We start from the raw sequence: 25,704 nt of genomic DNA, 5'->3' as shown, positions 1-25,704 counted from the left end.
GCTAACAACTGGGCAATCCGGACGGGCGACCTTTGGGGTAGTCCAGTCGAGTTACGTCATCTGCGCGTGCTTCCCCGTGCATTTCCCACGTGGTACTTGTTCTTTCACGTTGGGGGCTCACGAAGGAGAACCATGGTCACGTCCGACCACAAACCGACCCTGCCCGTTTGGCGAGCGATGATCGTGGCCGTCGTGGCCGGTCTCGCCCTGCTCGGCTTCACGATTCCCGCCTCGGCCGCGACGAACTACGTGGCGCTCGGTGATTCCTACTCCTCCGGGCTCGGCGCCGGCAGTTACGGCGACTCGGGTTCCTGCAAGCGAAGCGCCAACGCGTACCCGCGGCTGTGGGCCAGCGCCAAGGGTGCTTCGCTGAACTTCCTCGCCTGCTCGGGCGCCCGCACCCCGCAGGTGCTGAGCCAGCTGGACAACGTCGGTTCCGGCACCAACGTCGTCACCGTCTCGGTGGGCGGCAACGACGCCGGGTTCGTGGACGTGATGACCGACTGCACGCTCGGGTCGGACCAGGCCTGCGTCAACCGGGTCGCCGAGGCGAAGGCCTACGTGAACGGCACGCTGCCGGGGCTGCTCAAGGGCGTCTACGACAAGATCAAGGCCAAGGCGCCCGGCGCGAAGGTGTACGTGCTCGGCTACCCGCGCTTCTACAAGGTCCCCGGCTCCTGTGACGTGGGCCTGAGCGACACCAAGCGGTCCGCGATCAACTCCGGTGCCGACGCGCTCGCCTCGGTCACCTCGGCGCAGGCTTCGAGCGCCGGGTTCACCTTCGTCGACGTGCGCAACGCGTTCACCGGGCACGAGATCTGCTCGTCCGACCGCTGGCTGCACAGCCTCACCTGGCCGGTCGACGAGTCGTACCACCCGACCGCCAACGGGCAGAAGCTCGGCTATCTCGCCGCGTTGAACGCGGCCGGCTGAGCCGACAAGCTCGCCGGGATCGCCGGAGGGGACAGCCGCCTGCACGGCTGGCCCCTCCGGCTTTTTGCTGTCCAGGTTCGAAATTTTCGACTTGCTCCATCTGGGTTTACGTTGCTTGACGACACTCCATTGGGGTTTTACCTTACGAAAGCTTCAAGACTTTTTTCGAAACTTTCGGAAACGCAACCCCTGGAGGAAGTGATGTCCGAAACTGCTGTCATCGAAGCCGGCAGGCCGGAACGACGAAGAGGCCGGTTCGCCGCCATCGCCGGGATGACCGGCCTGCTCGGCGCACTGGCCGTGGTCCTGCCCGGCGTCGCGAGCGCCGGCACCACGCTGGGTGCGGCCGCCGCGGAAAGCGGCCGCTACTTCGGCACCGCGGTCGCGGCGCACAAGCTCGGCGACTCCACCTACGCGGGCATCCTCAACAGTGAGTTCAACAGCGTCACGCCCGAAAACGAAATGAAGATGGACGCCACCGAGCCGAACCAGGGGCAGTTCTCCTACGGCTCGGCCGACCAGATCGTCAACCACGCGCTCAGCCGCGGCATGAAGGTCCGCGGGCACGCGCTGGCCTGGCACATGCAGCAGCCGGGCTGGATGCAGGGCATGGAGGGTTCCTCCCTGCGCCAGGCGATGCTCAACCACGTCACCCAGGTCGCCACCCACTACAAGGGCAAGGTGGTCGCCTGGGACGTGGTGAACGAAGCCTTCGCCGACGGCAGCAGCGGTGCCCGGCGCGACTCGAACCTGCAGCGCACCGGCAACGACTGGATCGAAGCGGCGTTCAAGGCCGCGCGTGCGGCCGACCCGAACGCGAAGCTCTGCTACAACGACTACAACACCGACGACTGGTCGCACGCCAAGACCCAGGCCGTCTACAAGATGGTGCAGGACTTCAAGAACCGCGGCGTGCCGATCGACTGCGTCGGCCTCCAGTCGCACATGAACAGCGGTTCGCCCTACCCGTCGAACTACCGCACCACGCTGTCCAGCTTCGCCGCGCTGGGCGTGGACGTGCAGATCACCGAACTGGACATCCAGGGCGCGTCGCCGACCACCTACAGCAACGTCGTCAAGGACTGCCTGGCGGTGCCCAGGTGCAACGGGGTGACCGTGTGGGGCATCCGGGACAGCGACTCGTGGCGGCCCAACGACACCCCGCTGCTGTGGAACGGCAACGGCCAGAAGAAGTCCGCCTACGACGCCGTGCTCAGCGCGCTCAACAGCGGCGGCACGCCCGGTGGCCCCAGTTGCTCGGCCGGGTACGTCGGCCTGACCTTCGACGACGGCCCGATCAGCGGCACGACCACGCAGCTGATCAACGCGCTGAAGTCGGCCGGGCTACGAGGCACGTTCTTCAACGTGGGCAACAAGGTCCAGCAGAATCCCACGCTGGCGAAGAGTCAGCGGGACGCCGGGATGTGGGTGGGCAACCACAGCTGGTCGCATCCGCACCTGACGCAGCTCTCGGCGCAGGAGATGACCTCGGAGCTGACGCAGACGCAGCAGGCGCTGCAGCAGGCCACGGGTGAGACGCCGAAGTTGTTCCGCCCGCCGTACGGCGAAACGAACAGCACGCTGAAGTCGGTCGAGCAGCAGCTCGGGCTGACCGAGGTGCTGTGGAGCGTCGACTCGCAGGACTGGAACGGCGCGAGCACCAGCCAGATCGTGCAGGCGGCCTCGAACCTGCAGCCGGGTGGCGTGATCCTGATGCACGACGGCTACCAGTCGACGATCAACGCCCTCCCGCAGATCGCCGCCGGGCTGGCCAGCCGGAACCTCTGCGCCGGCATGATCTCGACGTCCACCGGCCAGGCGGTCGCGCCCGCGGACGACCCGGGCAACCCGCCCGTTGGCTCCTGCACCGCGACCTACCAGCGGGTCCAGCAGTGGGGTGACCGGTTCAACGGCCAGGTGACCATCACCGCGGGCGCGTCGGCGATCAGCAGCTGGACGGCGACGGTCACCGTGACCTCGCCGCAGAAGGTGTCGACCACCTGGAACGGCACGCCGAGCTGGGATTCGAGCGGCAACGTGATGACCATGAAGCCCAACGGCAACGGCAGCCTGGCGGCGAACGCCAGCACCACGTTCGGTTTCACCGTGATGGCGAACGGCCAATGGGCGGCCCCGGCCGTCACCTGCGGCACCCCCTGATCGGCCGGCGTGCCTCATGACACCCGCCGGTCGTCATGAGGCACGCGGGCGTCACCGCGCGGATGAACGGTTTCTGGTGGAAGCTGTTCAGCGGCGGGCACGCCCTGGACAGTGCGGTTAGTGGTCGCTAACATCGAAGCTGGTGTTAACGACCGCTAACCCCTGTCTCGAGGAGCCATGGACACCCCGGTGCTGAGCAGTTCCGCCGATCCGCGGAGCACGGACTACGCCCGCTACGCCACTGGTCACGCCGAGCTGGCCGAGGATCTGCGCAAGCGGCTCGCGCAGGCCCAGCTGGGCGGCCCGGAGAAGGCACGCATCCGGCATGTGGAACGCGGCAAGCTGCTGCCGCGCGATCGGGTGGACGCGCTGCTCGACCCCGGCTCGCCCTTCCTGGAGCTCTCCCCGCTGGCCGCGACCGGGCTCTACGACGACGAGGCGCCCGCCGCCGGCATCATCACCGGCGTCGGCCGGGTGTCCGGGCGCGAATGCGTGATCGTCGCCAACGACGCCACCGTCAAGGGCGGCACCTACTACCCGATGACGGTCAAGAAGCACCTGCGCGCGCAGGAAGTCGCGCTGCACAACAACCTGCCGTGCGTGTACCTGGTCGACTCCGGCGGCGCCTTCCTGCCGCGCCAGGACGAGGTCTTCCCCGACCGCGAGCACTTCGGCCGCATCTTCTACAACCAGGCGACCATGTCCGCCCGCGGCATCCCGCAGATCGCCGCCGTGCTCGGCTCGTGCACCGCGGGCGGCGCCTACGTGCCCGCGATGAGCGACGAGGCCGTGATCGTCCGGAACCAGGGCACCATCTTCCTCGGCGGCCCGCCACTGGTGAAGGCCGCGACCGGCGAGGTGGTCACCGCCGAGGAACTGGGCGGCGGCGACGTGCACGCCCGCCAGTCCGGCGTCACCGACCACCTGGCCAACGACGACGCGCACGCGCTGCGCATCGTTCGCTCGATCGTGTCCACTCTCGGTCCGCGCACCCCGCGGCCGTGGGACGTGCGGCCGGTCGAGGAGCCCGCGGTGAATCCGGCGGAGCTGTACGGCGTGGTGCCGACCGACTCGCGCACCCCGTACGACGTGCGCGAGGTGATCGCCCGGATCGTCGACGGCAGCCGGTTCGCCGAGTTCAAGAAGGAGTACGGCAACACCCTGGTCACCGGGTTCGCGCACGTGCACGGGCACCCGGTCGGCATCATCGCCAACAACGGCGTGCTGTTCGCCGAGTCGGCGATGAAGGGCGCGCACTTCATCGAGCTGTGCGACAAGCGCTCGATCCCGCTGCTGTTCCTGCAGAACATCACCGGTTTCATGGTCGGCAAGGCGTACGAGGCCGGTGGCATCGCCAAGCACGGCGCGAAGATGGTCACCGCGGTGGCCTGCGCGCGGGTGCCGAAGCTGACGGTGATCATCGGCGGCTCGTTCGGCGCGGGCAACTACTCGATGTGCGGACGGGCGTACTCGCCGCGCTTCCTGTGGATGTGGCCGAACGCCCGGATCTCGGTGATGGGCGGGGAGCAGGCGGCGTCGGTGCTCTCGACCGTGCGCCGCGACGCGATCGAAGGCCGCGGCGGTGAATGGTCCACTGAGGACGAAGAGGCCTTCAAGGACCCGATCCGCGAGCAGTACGAGGCGCAGGGCAGCCCGTACTACTCCACCGCGCGGCTGTGGGACGACGGCGTGATCGACCCGGCGGACACCCGCACGGTGGTCGGCCTCGCGCTGTCGGCGGCGGCCAACGCGCCACTCGAAGCTGTTTCCTACGGCGTTTTCCGGATGTGATCGTCTTGTTCGACACGGTTTTGGTCGCCAACCGCGGGGAGATCGCCGTCCGGGTGCTCGGCACGCTGCGCCGGATGGGCATCCGGTCCGTCGCGGTCTACAGCGATGCCGACGCCGACGCCCGGCACGTGCTCGAGGCCGACGTCGCGGTGCGGATCGGGCCCGCCGAGGCCACGCGCAGCTACCTGTCCATCCCGGCGATCATCGAGGCAGCCAGGGAAACCGGGGCGCAGGCCGTGCACCCCGGCTACGGCTTCCTCGCCGAGAACGCCGCGTTCGCCACCGCCTGCGCCGAAGCCGGGCTGGTGTTCATCGGCCCGCCGGTCGGCGCGATCGAGGCGATGGGCGACAAGATCCAGGCCAAGCGCACGGTCTCGGCCGCCGGGGTGCCGGTGGTCCCCGGATCGTCCGATTTGGACATCCCGGCGGGCGGATTCGCCGACGCCGCCGCGGAAGTCGGTTACCCGTTGCTGCTCAAACCGTCCGCCGGTGGTGGTGGCAAGGGCATGCGGCTGGTCGAGGACCCGGCCGAGCTGGACAGCGCGGTGGAGTCCGCGCGCCGTGAGGCGAAGGCCTCCTTCGGCGACGACACGCTGCTGCTGGAGCGGTTCGTCACCACCCCGCGGCACATCGAGATCCAGGTGCTCGCCGACGGCCACGGCAACGTGATCCACCTGGGCGAGCGCGAATGCAGCCTGCAGCGGCGGCACCAGAAGATCATCGAAGAGGCGCCGTCGGTGCTGCTCGACGAGACGACCCGGGAACGCATGGGCGCGTCAGCCGTCGAAGCCGCACGTGCGGTCGGCTACTCCGGCGCGGGCACGGTCGAGTTCATCGTTTCGGCCACCAACGCCGACGAGTTCTTCTTCATGGAGATGAACACGCGGCTGCAGGTCGAGCACCCGGTCACCGAGCAGGTCACCGGGCTGGACCTGGTCGAGTGGCAGGTGCGGGTGGCCGCCGGTGAGCCGCTGGGCGTGCGGCAGGCCGACGTCCGGCTGACCGGGCACGCGGTGGAAGCCCGGGTGTACGCCGAAGATCCCGCCCGCGGCTTCATCCCCACCGGCGGCACCGTGCTGCGCGTGGTCGAGCCCGCCGACGACGGCATCCGCGTGGATTCCGGGGTGCGCGAAGGCACCGAGGTCGGCTCGAACTACGACCCCATGCTGGCGAAGGTGATCGCCTGGGGGCCGGACCGCGCGGCCGCGCTGCACCGGCTGGACCTGGCGCTGGCGAAGACCGCGGTGCTCGGCGTCGGCACGAACGTGCGCTTCCTGCGGGCATTGCTCGCGGACGAGGACGTGCGGGCAGGACGGCTGGACACCGGGCTGGTCGAGCGCCGGCTGGCCGAGCTGACCTCCGCCGAAGTGCCCGCCGAGTTCTTCGTCGCCGCCGCGATGGACCGCCTGCTCGGGCTGTGGCCGTCGGAGTCCATTGTGGACCCCTGGGCGGTGCCGACCGGGTGGCGGATCGGCGGCGGTGGCGGGGTGAGCTTCCGCCTGCGGTCCGGTGAGACCGAGGCGCTGGTGCGCGTCGAAGGCGAACCGCGCCGCGCCAGGGTGAGCGTGGACGACGCCGAACCGGTCGCCGTGTCGGCCGCGCGGCGTGGCGGGCAGCTGGAACTGCGGTACCGGGGCGAGTTCCACCGGTACGAGACGGCTTCGGTCGCCAACGGGCTGTGGCTGGCCAGGGACGGCCACGCGGTGCTGATCGGGGAGCGCCCGATCATGCAGCTGGCGCACGGGGAAGCCGCCGAGGCCGGCCCGGTGACCAGCCCGATGCCCGGCACCGTGCTGGTGGTGAAGGTCGCGCGCGGGGACGTGGTCACCGCGGGCACGCCGCTGCTGGTGGTCGAGGCGATGAAGATGGAACACACGATCACCGCGCCGATCGACGGCGTGGTCGAGGAACTGCGCGTACAGGCCGGCCAACAGGTCGCGCTGGACGAAGCGCTTGCCGTGGTGACCCCGCAGGAGGACGCACGATGATCGATTTCCGGCTCGACGAGGAGTACGAGGCGCTGCGCAAGACCGTCGAGGACTTCGCGCACAGCGAGGTGGCGCCGGTGATCGGCGGGTTCTACGAACGGGAGGAGTTCCCGTACGAGCTGGTCGCGAAGATGGGTTCGATGGGCTTGTTCGGCCTGCCGTTCCCGGAGGAGTTCGGCGGTATGGGCGGCGACTACTTCGCCCTGTGCTTGGCGCTGGAGGAACTGGCGCGGGTCGACTCGTCCGTGGCGATCACCCTGGAGGCCGGGGTTTCCCTCGGCGCCATGCCGATCTACCGCTTCGGCGACGACGAGCAGAAGCAGCGGTACCTGCCGTCGATGTGCGCGGGCGAGGCGCTGGGCGCGTTCGGCCTGACCGAGCCGGGCGGCGGTTCGGACGCCGGAGCCACCCGGACCACGGCGAAGCTGGACGGCGGTGAGTGGGTCCTCAACGGCAGCAAGTCGTTCATCACCAACTCGGGCACCGACATCACCAGCGTGGTGACGGCGACCGCGGTGACCGGGGAGAAGGAGGGCGGCCGCAAGGAGATCTCGGCCATCCTGGTGCCCTCGGGCACGCCGGGGTTCACCGTGGCGCCGAAGTACTCGAAGGTCGGCTGGAACGCCTCGGACACCCACGAGCTGTCGTTCGCCGACTGCCGGGTCCCGGAAGGAAACCTGCTCGGCTCGCGCGGCCGGGGTTACGCGCAGTTCCTGTCCATTTTGGACGAGGGCCGGGTGGCGATCGCCGCGCTGAGCGTCGGCCTGGCGCAGGGGTGCGTCGACGAATGCCTGCGCTACGTCGGTGAGCGGGAGGCGTTCGGGCACAAGATCGGGACGTACCAGGCGATCCAGTTCAAGATCGCGGACATGGAGACGCGGGCCCACACCGCGCGCCTGGCCTACTACGCCGCGGCCTCGAAGATGCTGCGCGGCGAGCCGTTCAAGCGGGAAGCCGCCATCGCGAAGCTGGTCTCGTCGAACGCCGCGATGGACAACTCGCGGGACGCCACCCAGATCTTCGGCGGGTACGGCTTCATGAACGAGTTCCCCGTCGGCCGCTTCTACCGGGACGCGAAGATCCTGGAAATCGGCGAAGGCACGAGCGAGGTCCAGCGCATGCTCATCGCCCGAGAACTAGGCCTCCGCTAACCCCTGCGAATGCTAGGAGTGGGGCATTACTTGCATTGATTGCAAGTAATGCCCCACTCATAGCATTCAGGGCACCCCCCACCGGCGAGTCGCACGTTCCCGCAGCCGAGTTACACACTCAGGAAGCCGAACCCCGCACTCGCGCAGCCGAACCCCACGCTCGGGCAGCCGAGGTCCGCGTTCGGGCCCGAGCCAGCCAGGGCCCATCGCCGTGGGGGAGTCGACCCGGGATAGTTATACCGGTATAGTTATCGCCATGGTTGAGATCAAGACACCGGGCGAAGTGGACGTCATGCGCGAAGCCGGGCGCGTGGTCGCCCAGGCGCTGGGAGCGGTGCGTGAGCGGGCGGAGATCGGGGTGAGCCTGCGCGAGCTGGACGAGGTCGCCGCGCAGGTCATCCGGGACGCCGGGGCGAAGCCGAACTTCCTGAACTACCAGCCCCGCCCGGCCCCCTACCCGTTCCCCGGCGTGCTCTGCGCGAGCGTGAACGACGCCGTGGTGCACGGCATCCCCAACGACTACCGCCTGGTCGACGGCGACCTGGTCAGCATCGACTGCGGTGCCTACATCGACGGCCTCCACGGCGACGCCGCCATCAGCTTCGTCGTCGGCGAGGCCGATCCGGCCGACCTCAAGCTCATCGAGGCGACCACGGAAGCCCTGATGGCGGGCGTGGCGCAGCTGGTGCCCGGCAACAAGCTCGGCGACGTCTCGCACGCGATCGGCGTGGTCGGCCGCCGCGACGGGTACGGCATGCTCGCCGACCACGGTGGTCACGGCATCGGGCACGCCATGCACGAGGACCCGCACGTGCCCAACGAAGGCCGCCCGGGCCGGGGCCTGCGGCTGCGGCCCGGCATGGTGTTCGCGCTGGAGCCGATGCTGATCGCCGGTGGTCGCGACGAGTACCGCGCCGACAGCGACGGGTGGACCCTGCGCACCGCGGACGGCAGCCGCGCGGCCCACGTCGAACTGACCGTCGCCGTGACCGAGGAAGGTCCACGTACGCTCACCACCTTGTGAGCGAAGTGGAATTTCGCCCTGGGGGCGAGCAAGACGCCAAGCACCTGCTCGACATGTTCGACGGCGCCGTGGCCTGGATGAACGCACGGGGAAACACCCAGCAGTGGGGCACCGAACCGTGGTCGGCGGTGCCGAAGCGGGTCGAACGCGTGCGCGGCATGGCGGCGGGCGGCAACCTGGTGCTGGCGGAGATCGACGGCGAGCCGGCCGGCGCGATCATCCTCGATCCGGGCCCGCCCGAGCACGTGCCCACTGTGGACGAACCGGAGATCTACCTGGGCCTGCTGATCACCGCCCGTGGGTTCACCGGCCGCCAGGTCGGCGCCGAACTGATCCGGTACGCGCTCGGCGAGGCCGCGGAACGCGGCATCGACCTGGTGCGCGTCGACTGCTACGCCGGGGGTGACGGCAGCCTGGTCCGCTACTACGAGCGGCAGGGCTTCCGCAAGACGGTCACCTTCGACTACCACGGCTGGCCGGGTCAGGTCTTCGAACAACGAGTGGGGGATGGACGGGACCGCGCCGCGGGGTGATGATTGGCAAGGTGTCAACAAGCTCTCACAGCGAGCTCTCTCAATGGCGAAGGAGCACGAGGATGGCCAAGCGAGCGCGTTCCCTCCACGGCAAGGTCGTGGTGATCACCGGCGGTGCGCAGGGCATCGGCGCGAAGACCGCCGAACTGCTCACCGGACTCGGTGCCCGGGTGGCGATCGGCGACCTGGACCAGGTCCGGGCCGAGAAGACGGCCGGTGAGCTGGACGCGCTCGCCCTGCCGCTGGACGTGACCGACACGAAGAACTTCAGCGAGTTTCTCGACGAGGTCGAGCAGCGGCTCGGGCCGATCGACGTGCTGATCAACAACGCGGGCATCATGCCGCTCGCCGCGCTGGAGGACGAGGACGACGCGTCCACCCGGCGGCAGCTGGAGATCAACCTGCACGCGGTCATCCACGGCACCCGGGAGGCGGTCAAGCGGATGCGCCCGCGCGGCACCGGGCACATCGTGAACGTCGCGTCGATGGCGGGCAAGGCTGGTTTTCCTGGCGCGGCGACTTACTGCGCGACCAAGCACGGCGTGGTCGGGTTGTCCGAGGCGGTGCACCTCGAACTGCGGGGCACCGGCGTCGAGGTCTCGTGCGTGATGCCCGCCATCGTGCGGACCGAGCTGGCCAGCGGCCTGCCGGAAGCGCGGATGATCAAGTCGGTGTCGCCGGAGGAGGTCGCGGCGGCCATCGCCGGGGCGCTGGCGCGGCCCCGGTTCGACGTGTTCGTGCCGAAATCCCTGGACGTGGTCGGCCGGTTCACCCGGCTGCTGCCGCGGCGCGCGGGTGAGTGGATCTCGCGCTCGCTCGGCGCCGACAAGGTGCTCGCCACGGCGCACGCCGGTGCCCGGTCGGAATACGAATCGAGGGCGGCGAACAGCGCTCCCTCGGTCGGCTCGGATGGTTAGATGAGGCTCAGGCAGTCCGTCTGAGCAGGGGAGACACTTCGATGGCAGCACCGCCGGCCCGGCTGGCCGCCGCGACCGCGAACTTGCTCGGCAAGGTGATGCGCGGTGGGGTCGCCGATCTCCGCCCGGTGCCGCGGGTGCTGATCGACCACGGCCCGAACCGCTCGGTGTACCGGCTGACCTCGGGCGGCCAGGCACCGGACGGGCCGCCGGTGCTGCTGGTGCCGCCGCTCGCCGCGCCCGCGCTGTGCTTCGACCTGCGGCGCGGGTGCAGCCTGGCCGAACACCTGGTCGACGGCGGCAGGCGAACCTACCTGGTCGACTACGGCACGGTCGCCTTCTCCGACCGGCGGCTCGGCATCGAGCACTGGATCGAGGAGGTGCTGCCGCGCGCGATCCGGCGGGTCAGCGAGGACTCCGGCGGGCAGGGCGTGCACCTGGTTTCGTGGTGCCTCGGCGGGATCTTCTCGCTGCTGACCACCGCGGACCAGCCGGACCTGCCGATCGAGTCGGTGGTCACGGTGGCCTCGCCGTTCGACTTCACCGCGATCCCGCTGGTGGCGCCGTTCCGCCCGCTGGTGGACCTGACCGGCGGGCACCTGCTGACCCCGTTCTACCGCGTGCTCGGCGGTGCACCGTCCTATTTGGTCAGCCGCGTTTTCCGCGCGACGGGGCTGCACAAGGAGATCACCAAGCCGCTGGCGATCCTGAAGAACCTGGACGACCGGGACTACCTGGCGCAGATCGAAGCGGTCGACCACTTCATGGACAACATGGCCGCCTACCCGGGGCGCACGTTCGGGCAGCTCTACCACCGGTTTTTCCGCGCGAACGACCTGGCCGAAGGCAGCGTGGACCTGAACGGGCGGATGATCTCGCTCTCCCGGGTGAAGGTGCCGACGCTGATCGTCGCGGGGGAGAACGACACGATCGCCCCACGGGCCGCCGTCGAACGACTGACCGGGCTGCTGGAAAACGCTCCGGAGGTCCGCTTCGAAACCGCCCCCGGTGGTCATTTGGGCGTGCTGACCGGCCGGAAAGCGCGGGGCACCACCTGGCGCTACATCGACGACTTCCACGCTGCGCAGCTGTGACATTGAATGGAGGGTCGCGCCCGTTGTCAGCGGCACCTCGGGCGTTGATCAGGGGAGTAGGCGCGAGGTGTAGCCGGCGGCGGCCAGGCGCTGGTAAGCGTCGGTGACGTCGGTGGGGACGTCCAGGGCGATGGTGTGCCCCAGTTCCGCGTAGCGCGTCAATCGCTGGGCTTCGCCGACGAGCATGTCGATGACCAGTGACGCGTCCCCGATGCCGGCGGTGTAGGCGTGCAGTGGCCGCCGGTCGGCGGAGCAGCGGATGTCGACGCCCGGCCATCGCTTCGCGGCTGTCGCGTGGGCGCGGCGCTGGTGGTACGGGCGGCAGGTGATCAGCACCGACCCGACCTGCACACCCTTCTCACGCAGCAGTTCGCGGCTGAAGTCGATGTTGTCCGCGGTGTGCTTGGCCGCCGACTCGACCAGCACCGACTGCTCCGGCACCCCGTGCTCGACCGCGATCTCGCGGAAGTGCACGGCCTCCCCGCGCGGGAAGCGCCCGATCGTCGTCGGCGCGTTGGAGCCGGTGAACACGATCAGCGGGCACACCCCGCGCAGGAAGAGTTCGGCCGTGTACACCGCCACTCCCGGGTCGTGGCACCCGAGCCCGATCGCCACGTCCACCGGCGCGATTTCATCGTCGACCCGGAGGTACCGCCAGAGCGCCTCCACGTCGGCACGCACGGCTTCGGGGATGGTGGCGGTGTCGAGGGTCACCTGGCCAGGGTATAGGTCAGCTGAAAACGACCGAACGCAGCAGCAGCCGGTCCGAACCGTGGCCGCCGTTGGGGCGGAGGGAGAAGTAGGCGTCGCTTTCGCAGTCGTCGTCCTTGAACACCACGGCCCGCGAGTCGGTGTCGTTGCGCGGCCGGAACGCGGACGTGTCCCAGTCGGCGATCTCCGGGATCTCGATGCACTTACCGCTCGGCGGGTCGACCAGCGAGCCGACCCGGACTTCGCCGTCCTGGTCGAGGTAGCGGTAACTGAACTCGCCCTCGGCGGCGGACGCGATGCCAGGAGCCGTGCAGAACAGGGCGAGAGCACTGGCGACAGCCAGGAAAGAGGTGCGCATCGGGGTCCTTTCAAGCGGTTGGTCGGCACCTCAACAGTGCGCGACCCGCCGCCGCCGATGCGCCCGAGCCACCCGGTCCGGTGACCCAACGCCATCAGACCGGGTAGCGAACGCGGCAACTACTTCAGTTCGGCCGACGACTTGCCGAGCAACCGGCGCGCCACGATCAGCTGCTGGATCTGCTGCGTCCCTTCGAAAATGTCCAGGATCTTCGCGTCGCGGCTCCACTTTTCCAGCAGTGACTCTTCGGTGTACCCGAGCGCCCCAGCCAGTTCGACGCACCGCAGCGTGATGTCGACGACCGAGCGCCCCGCCTTCGCCTTGGCCATGGAGGCCTGGAGCGAGTTCGGCTTCCGGTTGTCGGCCATCCAGGCCGATTCCAGGGTCAGCAGGTACGCCGATTCGTAGTCCGACTCCAGTTCCAGGTACGTCGCCGCGGCGGCGTGCTGGTGGTGCGCGGGCTTGTCGTAGTCGACGGTGACGCCGGCTTCGGCCAGGATGCGGGCCGTTTCCTCCAGTGCGGCCCGTGCGACACCGACCGCCATGGCGGCCACCAGGGGGCGGGTGTTGTCGAAGGTCTGCATGACCCCCGCGAACCCCTTCTTGGTGTCGATCTCCGGCGTGCCGAGCAGGTTTTCCTTCGGCACGCGGCAGTTGTCGAAGCGCAGCACCGCGGTGTCCGACGCCCGGATCCCGAGTTTGTGCTCCAGGCGCACCACCTCGAACCCCGGCGTGCCCTTCTCCACCACGAACGACTTGATCGCCGCGCGGCCCTTGCTCTTGTCCAAAGTGGCCCAGACGACCACGGCGTCGGCGCGCTCGCCGGAGGTCACGAAGATCTTCTCGCCGTTGAGCACGTAGGCGTCACCGTCGAGGCGCGCGGTGGTGTTGATCGCCGCCGAGTCCGAGCCGCAGTCCGGTTCGGTGATCGCCATCGCCGCCCAGATCTTGCCGAAGCGCGCCAGTTGCTCCTCGTTGGCGACCGACGCGATGGCGGCGTTGCCCAGGCCCTGCCGCGGCATCGACAGCAGCAGGCCCACGTCACCCCAGCACATCTCGATCGTGCCGAGCGCGACGTTCATGTTGGCGCCGTTGCGGTTGCCGGACTTCTTCTCCGCCTTCTCGTCACGGCGCACGCCCGCCGCGCCCGCGCCGCCCTCACCGGAGGAGTTCAGCCCGTCCAGCAGCGCGGCGAACATGTCCAATTCGGACGGATAGGCGTGCTCGGCGCGGTCGTACTTGCGCGAGATGGGGCGGAAGACCTCCGCCGCGGCCTGGTAGGCCTGGTTGACCAGTGCGCGCGCCTTGGCCGGAACCTCGAGATTGATCATGATGGGAACCCTTTCCAACCAAGGAGAATCAGAGCAGGACCGAGCCTTCGAGGACACCGGCCGCGCGCAGGTCGCGGTACCAGCGCTCGACCGGGTGCTCCTTGACGAAGCCGTGCCCGCCGAGCAGCTGCACGCCGGCGCTGCCGATCTTCATGCCCTTGTCCGCGGCCAGCCGCCTGGCCAGCGCGACCTCCCGCGCGTACGGCTTGCCCTGCTCGGCGCGCGCCGCCGCGCGCAGGGTGACCAGGCGCAGGCCCTCCAGTTCGATGCCGATGTCGGCGACCTGGAACGCCACGCCCTGCCGGTGGCTGACCGGCTCGCCGAACGCCTGCCGCTCGTTGACGTACGGGATCACGTAGTCGAGCACGGCCTTCGCGGTCCCCGCCGCGAGCGCCGCCCAGCCGAGGCGCGAAAGCCGCACCAGCTCGGCGAAGATCTCCGGCTTCCCGCCGCCGAGCAGCGCCGACGCGGGCAGGGAAACCCCTTCGAGGTGCAGTTTCCCGGTGGCCGCGCCACGCAGGCCCATCGCGGGCTCGCCCTCGATGCTCACCCCGGCGTTCGACGACTCGACGATGAACAGCGCGGGCCCGCGTCCCTCCAGGTCCGCCGACACGACGAAGAGCTCGGCCTGCGCGGCCCGCGGGACCAGCGACTTCACCCCGTCCAGCTTGTACCCGTGCGGCGTGCGACGGGCCTTGGTGCTCGGCTTGAACGGGTCGAACAGCGGCGCGCGTTCCTGCAGTGCCAGCGCAGCGGCGGGCACGTTCTCCCCGACGAACGCCGGAAGGTAGGTCGCCTGCTGCTCGGCGTCGCCCCAGGACACCAGCGCCGTGCTCACCGCGGACGGGGCGAGCACCGCGACCGCCAGCCCCAGGTCGCCGTGCGCGAGCGCCTCGGCGACCAGCGCTCCGGTCACCACCGAGCGCTCGGTGCCGACGCCGCCCAGCTCCTCGGGGATGCCGACCAGCGTCACGCCCAGTTCGGCGGCCCGTGTGAGCAGGCCGTCCGGCGTGGTCAGCTTCGCGTCGGCCTCGGCGGCGGCCGGGCGCAACTGCTCGGCGGCGAAGTCGCGGACGGTTTCCACGATCATCTGCTGCTCTTCGGACGGGGTCAGGTCGAACTGCCCGCTGTCCGGCGCCGACGTCAGCCGCTCGGGTGCGTCTCGCCGCTGGATCGCCTTGAACGAGCGCCCGGCGGCCCCGGCTGCCTTGAACCCGCCGCGCGTGGCCGACGAGACCAGCGACTCGATCGGCTTGCGCAGTCCGGCCCGGTCGATGGCCTTGACCCCCGCGAGCTTGGTCAGCGCGGCGAGGCCCAGGCCCATGGCGTCGCGCTTCTTCCCCGGCGTGCCCATGGCCGCCCTCCCGTCATCGCTTACCTACTCGTGAGTAGGTTAACGCGCAGTGGTGGCGAACGCCAGTAAGGGGGGCGGATTTGGCATCGTGGAACGAGGTTCAGTCCAGGTCGAGCACGGAAATCATCATCCGGTGCAGTTCCGCGGGCAGCTGGGGACGCGCGTTGACACGGCGCGTGCGCGCGAGGTCGTTCGCGATGGTCAGCGCGGCGTGCACGGTGATCTTCGCCTCGCGCGCGTTCAGCTCCGGGTGCACGGCCGAAAGCAGGTGCACCCATTGCGCCACGTAGTCGCGCTGGACCCGCAGCAGCTCGGCCTGGTCCTGCTCGGGCAGGTTCAGCGGGTCACCGGCGAAGGCGACGGACAGCTCCGCCGATCCGGTCAGCGTGCGCACGTAGGACTCGGCGAGCCGCCGCAGTGCTTCGCGCTCGTCCGGCGGGGCGCTGGTGCGCAACGCGTGCTCGGCGCCCACGGCCAGCCGGTCCGCCGCCCGGCGGCAGATCGCGATCACCAGCGCGGACTTGCCGGCGAAGTGCCGGTACACGCTGGGGCCGCTGATCCCGGCCGCGGCGCCGATCTCCTCCATGCTCACCGCGTGGAAACCGCGCTGGGAGAACAGTTCCGTCGCCGCCGAGAGCAGCTGCTCGCGACGGGAGGTCTGGCCGATGCCGGGCGGCACGGGCGCGGCCACCGTTTCGGGAGCCGGGGGCAGTTCCGTGTGCAGGACCCGCCGCGCCAGGTCGACCAGCAGCTGCGCGAACCGGCGCTTCGCCACGCTCGTGTGGTGCACCGAAACGCTGCCGAACACGCTCAACCCGGCCCAGCACAGCAGTTCCGCGTCCTCCGGCGTCAACTCCGGGCGCACCAGCTGCAGTGACTTGGCCCACGACGCGAGCACCTCGCCCGAGCGCCGCCGGATCTCACGGCGGTCGTCGCGGGGCAGGTGCTTGCCTTCCCAGCGCCAGAGCGCGGCGATCTCCCGGCGTTCGACGGCCTGTCCGGCCAGGCAGGTGAGCAAGGTCTCGATCTGCTCCGGACCGGGCACCGAGCTGTCGGACACCGCCGACGCCGTCGCGGCCTCCATGTCGTCGATCCCGGAGAGCACCACGTGCGCGAGGATCGCCTGCTTGTCCGCGAAGTGCCGGTACAGCGCCGGTCCGGTGACCCCGGCCGCGGCGGCGATGTCGTTGATGCCCACCCCGTGGTAGCCCCGTGCGCGGAACAGCTCGGCGGCCACTCCGGCGAGCTGGTTCTTGCGATCGCGTGGTCGTCGGCCACGGGCGGGCGTAGGTTCCATAGGTGAACACACTCTAGCGAGTGTCGATTGGCTCGCAACCCATTGACACCCTGGGGTTTGGGGGGACTAAGTTAGTCTGTATTAGCGTTACTGATCAGTACGGCATACCCGTTGAAGTCCAGTACCGGAGGATTCTGTTGTGAGCAGTGAGGCGTACATCTACGAGGCGCTCCGCACGCCTCGCGGCAAGAACAAGGGCGGTGCGCTGCACGGCACCAAGCCGGTCGACCTGGTGGTCGGCCTGATCGACGAGCTGAAGGTGCGCCACCCCGACCTCGACCCCGCGGTGATCGACGACATCGTGCTCGGCGTGGTCTCGCCGGTCGGCGAGCAGGGCGGGGACATCGCCCGCACCGCCGCGCTGGTGGCCGGCCTGCCCGAGACGGTCGCGGGCGTGCAGCTGAACCGCTTCTGCGCCTCCGGCCTGGAGGCCACGAACATCGCCGCGCAGAAGGTGCGCTCCGGCTGGGACCGCCTGGTGATCGGCGGCGGCGTGGAGTCGATGTCGCGGGTACCGATGGGTTCGGACGGCGGCGCGCTGTTCATGGACCCGGCCACCGCCTACGACAACTACATCGTGCCGCAGGGCATCGGCGCCGACCTGATCGCCACCATGGAGGGCTTCTCGCGCGAGGACGTGGACGCGTTCGCCGTCCGCTCGCAGGAGAAGGCCGAGGCGGCCTGGTCCGGCGGCTACTTCTCGAAGTCCGTCGTGCCGGTCAAGGACATCAACGGCGTGACCATCCTCGACCACGACGAGCACCGCCGCCCCGGCACCTCGGTCGAGGGCCTGGCCAAGCTCAAGCCCGCCTTCGCCGGCATCGGCGACATGGGCGGCTTCGACGCGGTGGCGCTGCAGAAGTACCACTCGGTCGAGCGGATCGACCACGTGCACACCGGCGGCAACTCCTCGGGCATCGTCGACGGCGCCGCGATCGTGCTGGTCGGCGGTGAGGAGATCGGCAAGCAGTACGGCCTGACCCCGCGGGCGCGCATCGTCGCCACCGCCTCGGTCGGTTCCGAGCCGACGATCATGCTGACCGGGCCCACCCCGGCCACCAAGAAGGTGCTGGCCACCGCCGGGCTCACGGTCGACGACATCGACCTGTTCGAGCTCAACGAGGCCTTCGCCTCGGTGGTGCTGAAGTGGATGAAGGACCTGAACCTGCCCGAGGAGAAGGTCAACGTCAACGGCGGCGCCATCGCCATGGGCCACCCGCTGGGCGCCACCGGCGCGATGCTGGTCGGCACCGTGGTGGACGAGCTGGAGCGCCGTCAGGCGCGCCGCGCGCTGGTCACCCTGTGCATCGGCGGCGGCATGGGTGTCGCGACCATCATCGAGCGGGTGTGAGGAAAGAGATGACCGAAGCGAAGACGATCCGCTGGGACAAGGACGCCGACGGCATCGTCGTGCTCACCCTGGACGACCCGAAGCAGTCGGCGAACACGATGAACGCCGACTTCCGCGAGTCGCTCGGGGTGGTCGTCGACCGCCTGGAAGCGGAGAAGGACTCGATCACCGGCGTGGTGCTCACCTCCGCGAAGAAGACCTTCTTCGCCGGCGGTGACCTCAACGACCTGATCCAGGCCAAGCCGGAGAACGCGGCCGAGATCACCCGGAGCAGCGGGCAGATGAAGGCCCAGATGCGGCGGCTCGAGCAGCTCGGGCGCCCGGTCGTGGCGGCGATCAACGGGGCCGCCCTCGGCGGTGGCCTGGAGCTGGCGCTGTCCACCCACCACCGCATCGCGGCGGACGTGAAGGGCAGCCAGATCGGCCTGCCCGAGGTCACCCTCGGCCTGCTGCCCGGTGGCGGCGGCGTGGTGCGGACCGTGCGGCTGCTGGGCATCCAGAGCGCGCTGCTGAACGTGCTGCTGCAGGGTCAGCGGCACAAGCCGGCGAAGGCGCTGGAGCTGGGCCTGGTGCACGAGCTGGTGGGCAGCGTCGACGAGCTGCTGCCGAAGGCCAAGGAATGGATCAAGGCCAACCCCGAGGCCGTGCAGCCGTGGGACGTCAAGGGCTACAAGATCCCGGGCGGCACCCCGTCGAACCCGAAGTTCGCGGCGAACCTGCCCGCGTTCCCGGCCAACCTGCGCAAGCAGATCAAGGGCGCGAACATGCCGGCGCCGCGGGCGATCCTGTCCGCCGCGATCGAGGGCTCGCAGGTCGACTTCGACACCGCGCAGCTGGTCGAGACCCGGTACTTCGTGCACCTGGCGACCGGCCAGGTGGCGAAGAACATGACCAAGGCGTTCTTCTTCGACCTGCAGCACATCAACTCCGGCGGTTCGCGGCCGGACGGGTTCGAGAAGTACACCGCGAAGAAGGTCGGCGTGCTCGGCGCCGGGATGATGGGCGCGGCGATCGCCTACGTCTCGGCGAAGGCCGGGATCGACGTGGTGCTCAAGGACGTTTCCCAGGAAGCGGCCGAGAAGGGCAAGGGCTACGCGGTCAAGCTGGAGCAGAAGGCGCTCTCGCGGGGCAAGACCACGCAGGAGAAGTCGGACGAGTTGCTGGCGCGCATCAAGCCGACCGGTGACCCGGCCGACTTCGCCGGCGTCGACTTCGTGATCGAGGCTGTCTTCGAGAGCGTCGAGCTGAAGCACAAGGTGTTCGGCGAGATCGAGGGCGTCGTCAACGCGGACGCGGTGCTGGGGTCGAACACCTCGACGCTGCCGATCACCTCGCTCGCCGAGGGCGTGCAGCGGACCGAGGACTTCATCGGCATCCACTTCTTCTCGCCGGTGGACAAGATGCCGCTGGTCGAGATCATCTGCGGGGAGAAGACCTCGCCGGCGACGCTGGCCAAGGTGTTCGACTACACCCTGCAGATCCGCAAGACCCCGATCGTGGTCAACGACAGCCGCGGCTTCTTCACCTCGCGGGTGATCGGCACCTTCATCAACGAGGCCGTCGCCGCGCTGGGCGAGGGCGTCGAGCCGGCGTCGATCGAGCAGGCGGGCACGCAGGCCGGGTACCCGGCGCCGCCGCTGCAGCTGATGGACGAGCTGACCCTGACCCTGCCGCGCAAGATCCGGCTGGAGACGAAGGCGGCCGTCGAGGCGGAGGGCGGTACCTGGAACGGGCACGCCTCCGAGGCGATCATCGACCGGATGGTGGAGGAGTTCGACCGCAAGGGCCGGTCCTCCGGTGCCGGGTTCTACGAGTACGACGACGAGGGCAAGCGCACCGGGCTGTGGCCGGGCCTGCGCGACGCGTTCAAGTCGGGCACCGGCGACGTCCCGTTCGAGGACCTCAAGGAGCGCATGCTCTTCGCCGAGGCGCTGGAGACGGTGAAGTGCTTCGACGAGGGCGTGCTGACCTCGGTGCAGGACGCGAACATCGGGTCGATCTTCGGCATCGGGTTCCCGGCGTGGACCGGTGGGGTCATCCAGTACATCAACCAGTACGAGGGCGGCCTGGCCGGGTTCGTGGCGCGGTCGCGTGAGCTGGCCGAGCGCTACGGCGACCACTTCCTGCCGCCGGAGTCGCTGGTGGCGAAGGCCGAAAAGGGCGAGATCTACGAGTAGCCCTGGTTGTCCGAGTGGCCCCGCCGGTTCGCCGGCGGGGCCACTTTTTTGCGCCCGGAGGGAGTGACGTGACTATAGTGCTAGGTAGGTAGATAAATAGAGGAAGGGGACTCCATGTTGAGACGTCTGGTGGCCTTGGCCGGAGTGGTGGTGCTCGCGGTCGGCGGCGTGCCCGCGTCCGCCGCCGCGGACCTGCACCTGCTGAAGCCGACGGGGGTGCTGCCGGTCGGGATGACCACGCTGCACCTGGTGGATTCGTCGCGCCCGGACACCTGGGTGCCGACGGGGCCGCGCGAGTTGATGGTGTCGCTGCGGTACCCGACTTTTGTGCCGCACGGGCAGCGCGCGCAGTACATGACCCCGCTGGAGTCGGAGCTGCTGCTGAAGGAAGCGGAAATCACGACCCTGCCGTTCGACCTGCTGAGCCGCACGCGGACGCATTCCGTGGCAGGTGCGCCGCCGATGGGCCGGTGGCCGCTCGTGGTGCTTTCGCCGGGGTTCACCAAACCGCGCGCCACGCTGTCCGGTCTGGCGGAGGACCTGGCGAGCCACGGATACGTGGTGGCCGTGGTGGAGCACACCTACGAAAGCGTCGCCACGACCTTCCCGGACGGGCGGGTGACCCAGTGTGTGGCCTGCGAGATAGTGCGCACGCCGGAGAACGTGCACGAATACTGGAAGAAACTGCACGACGGCCGGGCAGCCGATGTCTCGTTCGTGATCGATTCGCTCCTGGCGGACTGGGGACGCTCCATCGACGGCTCGCGCATCGCGATGGCCGGCCATTCGGCGGGCGGCGCGAGCGGCATCCACTCGATGTTGGCGGACCCGCGGATCAAAGCGGGCATCAACATCGACGGCATGCAGGACGGCCCGGCGCAGTTCGATTTTTCGCGGCCGTTCTTGTTCTTGGGACGGTCGAACCAGTACACGCCGGGCGCGAGTGAGCAGGCCGGGACCTGGGAAGCGGCGTGGTCACAGTTGGCCGGGTGGAAACGGTGGCTCGTGGTCGACGGTGCTGAGCACGCTTCGTTCACGGATGTGGGTTTGCTGGGGGAGCAGGCTGGGCTGGACGGTGGTGGGGAGCTTTCCGGGGAACGCACTTCGGTGATCACGCGGCGATATGTCCGTGCTTTTGTCGATGAGCATTTGCGGGGGGTTCCGCAGGTTCTGCTGAACTCGCCTTCTGCGCGGTATCCGGAGATCGCGTTCTGTTCTCCGGAAGTGGGTTGCGCGTAGGCTGCACCGATCGAGTGAAGTGGGCGCCGGATTTCCCGAACCGTGGTGCGGCTCTGGTAGCACTGAGTGCGTCGCGAGGGGAGGGGCGATGCCGGACAACGGTTTCACCGTGGTGCTCGATGAACTCGCCAGAGTCGCCGACCAGGCGTTTCCCGAGTTGGCGGAGATCATCGGCAGGCAAATCGCGGTGCTGAACTCGCACGAAGGCCTGCACGGGCCGGGTGGCGGACTGCCTCTTGTCGCTCACTATCAATCTACGTACGTAAATTACACCGACGAGATAGCGGCAAGGCAGAGAAGGGGAGTCGAGGTCGTTCTCGCCACGGCCGAGGCGCTGCGGCGAATCGTCGGTCTTTATCGCCGGGCCGATGGGCAGGGCTGAGGCGATGGCCGAATGGTGTACTGACGAACAGGTCCTGCGGGCCGCGGATGACGCGGCCCGCAAGGTCATGGAGTTGTACAACGACGAGGGCGAGGTTTGGCTGCCTGCCCCGGAAAACTACCCGAGCGGTGGCGGTGCGGTGGTGGCCGGCAGCTTTCGCCAGGACGCGCTCGATGTGCTCAGCCTCGACCCGCAGAAGATCATCGACGAATTCGGCCGGATGCAGGCCGGCACGCGGACGATTTCGCGGGAGAATTCCGAGGTGGTCGACGCCTTCCGGATGATCGACTATTCGGTGCAGGATTGGCAGGGCAAAGGCGCCGACGCGTTCCGGGAGCACGTTTCCCGGCTCGACGCCTTTCTGGCGCAGCAGGTCGAGTACGGCTACGAAACGCTGAAGTCACTGGGAATCCTGCTCGGGGTGGCGGTGCACCTCAGGCGTGACTACTGCGCATTGGCCGGTGCCACTGTCGGCGCCTGCCAGAAAGCGATGAAGCAGAACCAGGAAGCCGAAACCAAGTTCGTCATCGGCCTGGGCACGACCTTGGTCGGCGCGCTGGCCAGCGTCGCCAGCGGCGGTTCGCTGCTGGGGGTATCGGTGGGGGCGTTCATCGCCGCCGGTGGGTCAGGAATACAGATGGCGGTCGAGGGCGAGAAAGCCGGCGATGTGCTCGGCTCCTACACCAGCTCGCGGAAGCAGTTGATGGCGAACTACGAGGCCGTCGTCGGGGAAGCTGGCCGGATCCTTTCGCAGGCCAGGGAACGGCTGGCGGCCGAGCGGAACGAGTTGTTCGAGCCGTTGCCCGTCAGTATCGATGTCAACTCGCCTTCGTTCCACTACGGGGATTTCTCCTCACCGGAGCAACCGTCCGGGGGCTTCGGCGAGAAGGTCGACCAGCAGCGGTACGCACCGGTCGCTGAAGGTGACGGGACGATCCGGAAGCTGCTGGACGGATGAGCATGAGATTCCTGGGCTTCGCCGCGTTGCTGGTACTGGCCGCCTGCACGCCGCCCGGCGAGGAGCCGCCCAGCGGCCCCCCGGCGATCACGAAGCCGGTCGACGTCCGGGCGTTGGCCGCGACTCCGTGTCGGAACGTGCCGGAAGAACCGGGTTTCGCTTCGCGGCGAGAGCTGCCGGACGACCGCATGTTCGCTGATGACGGCCCGCAACCGGCCTGTGAACTGTCCGGGCAGGGCGCGCACCCGGTCCTCAAGGTCCGGTGGTTCCCCCAGGTGCGCCCGGTGCCTCTGTGGCGAGGCCGGGTGGTGGCTCCTGAAGAGCTGTCGGTAGCCGGCTATCCAGCGCTCTTGGACAACGTCGAGAACGACGGACGCCCCGATGCGCTGAAGGTGTGCGTCGTCTACGTGGACCTCGCCGATTCGCAAGGTCTCGCCGTCAGCTTCACCACCGCCCAGACCGACCCGATGGACGCCTGCGCCGAGTCACGCCGGTTCGCCGAACGGGTCGTGAGCAGCCTGCCCTGACCACCGGACGCACTCCTCATCGATCCGTGGTGTGCGGACTAGGGCAGGGGTTGCAGGTCTACGACCACGGCGGTGGCGTTGTCGGTGCTGCCCAGGGTGTGGGCGGTGTGCACGAGGTCCGTGGCGGCGGTGTGGGGGTCGTCGGCGGTGGCGAGGAGGGTTTTGACGGCGGGCATGCCGAGTGTCTTGTGCACGCCGTCGGTGCACAGCAGGAGGCGGCCGCCGCGGACGGGGGTGTGGGCGCGGCCGATGTCCGACTCGCGTGCGGTGCGGACGGAGTCCGTGACGACGTGTTCCATGCGCGCGGAGGGCACCAGGTCCTGCGAGCGCCAGAATTCCGCGAGCGTGTGGTCCACCGTCAGCTGCGACAGCACGCGTCCGTTCCACCGGTACAGGCGGCAGTCACCCACCCAGGCGATGTCGGCCAGTGCCTCTTCCGGGGCGTTCAGGGGCGGCAGGATGGCCACGATGAGCACGCAGTCCGCCTGCTTCTCGTCGAACTGCGTCCGCAGTTCTTCTTGCGCGGCAAGCAAACCGGCGTACGCCCCGGAACGGGCACCGGCTTCGGCGGCCACCCGGGCCGACAGGCGCGCGGCCCTGGCGGCGAGCAGGTGGTCGCCGACGCCGTCGGCCACCACGAAAGCCGTGCGGCCCGAGACCGCGTCGGTGTGGGTGGCGACCGCGTCGGCGTTGATCGACCGCGGGCCCCGCCTGCTCACCGAATCCGACATCGGACGATGGCCGAGGGGCAACTGGAGCGTGGTCATCATGGCCGGCCTCCTCACGGTACGTCCGGGCCCCGCCCGGCACACCTCAAGTGAACCCGCCGAAACCGTCAGTTACCGAAGATCTCTCTGAGAAGACCCTGTGAAAATCAGACCAGCGGCGGCACGATCGTGTCGATCAGGTGCGGACCCGGCTCGGCCAGCGCCCACGAGAACGCGTCGGCCAGCTCTTCGGCCGTCGTCGCGCGGCGGGCGGGCACGCCCAGACCCTCGGCGATCTTCACGAAGTCCATGTCCGGACCGGACAGGTCCAGCAGCTCCTGCGCCTTCGGGCCGGACCCCTCCGCACCCACGCGCTGCAGCTCCATCCGCAGGATCGCGTAGGCCCGGTTGTTCAGCAACACCGTGGTGACGTTGGATTTCTCCCGCGCCTGCGTCCACAGTGCCGAGATCGTGTACAGCGCGCTGCCGTCGGACTGCAGGTTGATCACCGGCCGGTCCGGTGCCGCGATCGCCGCGCCGGTGGCCACCGGGATGCCCTGCCCGATCGCGCCGCCGGTCAGCGTGAGCACGTCGTGGCGCGGGGCGCCCGCGGTCGCCGCGGGCAGCAGGACACCCGAGGTGTTGGCCTCGTCGGCGATGATCGCGTGGTCCGGCAGCAGCGCGCCGATCACCTCGACCCAGTTCTGCGGGGTCAGCGGACCACTCGGCAGCGCGGGCCGGTTTTCCTCCTGCAGCACGGGTTCGGTGCCCGCGGCGACCACGTCGGCGAGGTCCTGCAGCGCGCCGACCACGTCCGCGTCCAGCCCGGCCAGCGTGTGCACCTGCGCGCCTTCCGGCACCAGGTCGCTGGCCTTGCCCGGGTAGGCGAAGAACGAAACGGGCGCCTTCGTGCCCGCGATGATCACGTGCTTGACGCCCTGCAGCTGGTACTCCACGTGCTCGGCCAGGTAACCGAGCCGCTCGATGGTGGGCAGTCCGGCACCTCGTTCGAGCCGCGCGGGGAAGACCTCGACGAACGGCTTCGCGCCGGTCGCCGCCGCGATGCGGCTCGCCGCGCGCAGCCCGGTCTCCCGGCACGCGGCGCCGCCGATCAGCAACGCCACCTGCTCACCCGAGCGCAGCACCTCGGCGATCTGCCCGACGGTCGCCTCGTCCACTTCCTTCGGCACGCGGGCGGGCACCGGCGGGCAGGTTTTCCCGCCCTCGCCCCAGGAAACGTCCGCGGGCAGGATGAGGTTGGCGATCCGGCCCGGCGCGTCCTGCGCGGCGGCGACCGCGGCCGCGGCGTCGGCGCCGACGTCGGCGGTGTGGTCCGAGCGCCGCGTCCAGCCGTTCAGCGAGCCGGTGAGCGCCTCGATGTCGGATTCCAGTGGGGCGTCGTACTTCTTGTGGTCGATCGCGTGGTCACCGATGACGTTCACGATCGGCGTGTGCGCGCGCTTGGCGTTGTGCAGGTTCGCCAGGCCGTTGGCCAGACCGGGGCCGAGGTGCAGCAGGGTCGCCGCGGGCCGTCCGGCGATGCGTGCGTACCCGTCGGCGGCACCGGTCACCGCGCCTTCGAACAACGCGAGGACCCCGCGCATTTCCGGCACCGAGTCCAGCGCCGCCACGAAGTGCATCTCCGAGGTGCCCGGGTTGGCGAAGCACACGTCCACCCCCGCCTCGACGAGGGTGCGGATGAGGGACTGCGCGCCGTTCAT

General features: G+C 69.3%; 22 protein-coding genes and 1 pseudogene. 16 read left to right on the top strand and 7 right to left on the bottom strand.

The window, feature by feature from the left end; genetic code table 11:
- The first annotated feature begins 132 nt into the window (after positions 1 to 132).
- The 10 genes and pseudogenes from JOM49_RS00770 (at position 133) to JOM49_RS00730 (ending at position 11,591) form a co-directional block, all read left to right on the top strand.
- Entirely contained in the window at positions 133 to 933 is an 801-nt protein-coding gene (locus JOM49_RS00770; protein ID WP_209662260.1) for an SGNH/GDSL hydrolase family protein, read from the top strand.
- 273 nt (positions 934 to 1,206) lie between these two features.
- A pseudogene (locus JOM49_RS42720) lies at positions 1,207 to 2,538 on the top strand (endo-1,4-beta-xylanase); the annotation flags it as partial.
- A gap of 108 nt (positions 2,539 to 2,646) precedes the next feature.
- Complete coding sequence (locus JOM49_RS43600) at positions 2,647 to 3,093, top strand: cellulose binding domain-containing protein (RefSeq protein WP_306662417.1); 447 nt, start codon at positions 2,647 to 2,649, stop codon at positions 3,091 to 3,093.
- A gap of 177 nt (positions 3,094 to 3,270) precedes the next feature.
- Positions 3,271 to 4,884 (top strand): carboxyl transferase domain-containing protein, encoded by a 1,614-nt coding sequence (locus JOM49_RS00760; protein ID WP_209662258.1) that lies wholly within the window; start codon positions 3,271 to 3,273, stop codon positions 4,882 to 4,884.
- Between the two features lie 5 nt (positions 4,885 to 4,889).
- Positions 4,890 to 6,872: an acetyl/propionyl/methylcrotonyl-CoA carboxylase subunit alpha gene (locus tag JOM49_RS00755; protein ID WP_209662257.1), complete on the top strand. Its 1,983-nt coding sequence runs from the start codon at positions 4,890 to 4,892 to the stop codon at positions 6,870 to 6,872.
- Positions 6,869 to 8,023 carry an acyl-CoA dehydrogenase family protein gene (locus JOM49_RS00750; RefSeq protein WP_209662256.1) on the top strand — a complete coding sequence of 385 codons (1,155 nt, stop codon included), beginning with the start codon at positions 6,869 to 6,871 and terminating at the stop codon, positions 8,021 to 8,023. The genes JOM49_RS00755 and JOM49_RS00750 overlap by 4 nt, the downstream gene beginning before the upstream one ends.
- A gap of 256 nt (positions 8,024 to 8,279) precedes the next feature.
- Positions 8,280 to 9,047, top strand: coding sequence for a type I methionyl aminopeptidase (gene map, locus JOM49_RS00745; protein ID WP_209662255.1), 768 nt, complete (start codon positions 8,280 to 8,282; stop codon positions 9,045 to 9,047).
- Positions 9,044 to 9,580 (top strand): GNAT family N-acetyltransferase, encoded by a 537-nt coding sequence (locus tag JOM49_RS00740; protein WP_308158615.1) that lies wholly within the window; start codon positions 9,044 to 9,046, stop codon positions 9,578 to 9,580. The genes map and JOM49_RS00740 overlap by 4 nt, the downstream gene beginning before the upstream one ends.
- A gap of 62 nt (positions 9,581 to 9,642) precedes the next feature.
- Complete coding sequence (locus JOM49_RS00735) at positions 9,643 to 10,497, top strand: SDR family oxidoreductase (protein ID WP_209662254.1); 855 nt, start codon at positions 9,643 to 9,645, stop codon at positions 10,495 to 10,497.
- Between the two features lie 41 nt (positions 10,498 to 10,538).
- Positions 10,539 to 11,591 carry an alpha/beta fold hydrolase gene (locus JOM49_RS00730; RefSeq protein WP_209662253.1) on the top strand — a complete coding sequence of 351 codons (1,053 nt, stop codon included), beginning with the start codon at positions 10,539 to 10,541 and terminating at the stop codon, positions 11,589 to 11,591.
- A gap of 48 nt (positions 11,592 to 11,639) precedes the next feature.
- Here JOM49_RS00730 and JOM49_RS00725 read toward each other — a convergent pair whose 3' ends face one another.
- The 5 genes from JOM49_RS00725 to JOM49_RS00705 all read right to left on the bottom strand — a co-directional run bounded on the left by JOM49_RS00725 (position 11,640) and on the right by JOM49_RS00705 (position 16,642).
- Complete coding sequence (locus JOM49_RS00725; protein WP_209662252.1) at positions 11,640 to 12,305, bottom strand: YdcF family protein; 666 nt, start codon at positions 12,303 to 12,305, stop codon at positions 11,640 to 11,642.
- 16 nt (positions 12,306 to 12,321) lie between these two features.
- Positions 12,322 to 12,660 (bottom strand): hypothetical protein, encoded by a 339-nt coding sequence (locus tag JOM49_RS00720; RefSeq protein WP_209662251.1) that lies wholly within the window; start codon positions 12,658 to 12,660, stop codon positions 12,322 to 12,324.
- Positions 12,661 to 12,779: 119 nt separating this feature from the next.
- On the bottom strand, positions 12,780 to 13,991 hold the full coding sequence (locus JOM49_RS00715; protein ID WP_209662250.1) for an acyl-CoA dehydrogenase family protein: 1,212 nt from the start codon (positions 13,989 to 13,991) through the stop codon (positions 12,780 to 12,782).
- Between the two features lie 28 nt (positions 13,992 to 14,019).
- Entirely contained in the window at positions 14,020 to 15,315 is a 1,296-nt protein-coding gene (locus JOM49_RS00710; protein WP_209670631.1) for an acyl-CoA dehydrogenase family protein, read from the bottom strand.
- Positions 15,316 to 15,445: 130 nt separating this feature from the next.
- Positions 15,446 to 16,642: a TetR/AcrR family transcriptional regulator gene (locus JOM49_RS00705; RefSeq protein ID WP_209662249.1), complete on the bottom strand. Its 1,197-nt coding sequence runs from the start codon at positions 16,640 to 16,642 to the stop codon at positions 15,446 to 15,448.
- A gap of 139 nt (positions 16,643 to 16,781) precedes the next feature.
- On the opposite strand from JOM49_RS00705, the gene JOM49_RS00700 reads away from it, so the two are divergent.
- From JOM49_RS00700 to JOM49_RS00675, 6 genes are all read left to right on the top strand, one after another.
- Positions 16,782 to 17,993 carry an acetyl-CoA C-acetyltransferase gene (locus JOM49_RS00700; protein ID WP_209662248.1) on the top strand — a complete coding sequence of 404 codons (1,212 nt, stop codon included), beginning with the start codon at positions 16,782 to 16,784 and terminating at the stop codon, positions 17,991 to 17,993.
- Between the two features lie 8 nt (positions 17,994 to 18,001).
- Positions 18,002 to 20,170, top strand: a complete 2,169-nt coding sequence (locus tag JOM49_RS00695) for a 3-hydroxyacyl-CoA dehydrogenase NAD-binding domain-containing protein (protein WP_209662247.1) — start codon at positions 18,002 to 18,004, stop codon at positions 20,168 to 20,170.
- A 231-nt stretch (positions 20,171 to 20,401) separates the two neighbouring features.
- The gene (locus tag JOM49_RS00690; RefSeq protein WP_245369199.1) at positions 20,402 to 21,409 is read left to right on the top strand and encodes an alpha/beta hydrolase family protein; all 1,008 of its coding nucleotides are present in this window, start codon (positions 20,402 to 20,404) and stop codon (positions 21,407 to 21,409) included.
- A gap of 88 nt (positions 21,410 to 21,497) precedes the next feature.
- Positions 21,498 to 21,791: a hypothetical protein gene (locus JOM49_RS00685; protein WP_209662245.1), complete on the top strand. Its 294-nt coding sequence runs from the start codon at positions 21,498 to 21,500 to the stop codon at positions 21,789 to 21,791.
- 73 nt (positions 21,792 to 21,864) lie between these two features.
- Entirely contained in the window at positions 21,865 to 22,749 is an 885-nt protein-coding gene (locus tag JOM49_RS00680; RefSeq protein ID WP_209662244.1) for a hypothetical protein, read from the top strand.
- The gene (locus JOM49_RS00675; protein WP_209662243.1) at positions 22,746 to 23,276 is read left to right on the top strand and encodes a DUF3558 family protein; all 531 of its coding nucleotides are present in this window, start codon (positions 22,746 to 22,748) and stop codon (positions 23,274 to 23,276) included. The genes JOM49_RS00680 and JOM49_RS00675 overlap by 4 nt, the downstream gene beginning before the upstream one ends.
- A gap of 38 nt (positions 23,277 to 23,314) precedes the next feature.
- On the opposite strand, the gene JOM49_RS00670 is transcribed toward JOM49_RS00675, so the two are convergent.
- Both JOM49_RS00670 and JOM49_RS00665 read right to left on the bottom strand, forming a co-directional pair.
- Positions 23,315 to 24,046, bottom strand: coding sequence for a PP2C family protein-serine/threonine phosphatase (locus JOM49_RS00670; RefSeq protein ID WP_245369198.1), 732 nt, complete (start codon positions 24,044 to 24,046; stop codon positions 23,315 to 23,317).
- Positions 24,047 to 24,150: 104 nt separating this feature from the next.
- Positions 24,151 to 25,704 carry an acetolactate synthase large subunit gene (locus JOM49_RS00665; RefSeq protein WP_209670627.1) on the bottom strand — a complete coding sequence of 518 codons (1,554 nt, stop codon included), beginning with the start codon at positions 25,702 to 25,704 and terminating at the stop codon, positions 24,151 to 24,153.

The sequence above is a fragment of the Amycolatopsis magusensis genome (assembly GCF_017875555.1).
GTDB classification, from domain to species: Bacteria; Actinomycetota; Actinomycetes; order Mycobacteriales; family Pseudonocardiaceae; genus Amycolatopsis; species Amycolatopsis magusensis.
Note: the sequence above shows the minus strand (reverse complement) of the source record. Positions and strands in the feature narration are given on the sequence as shown.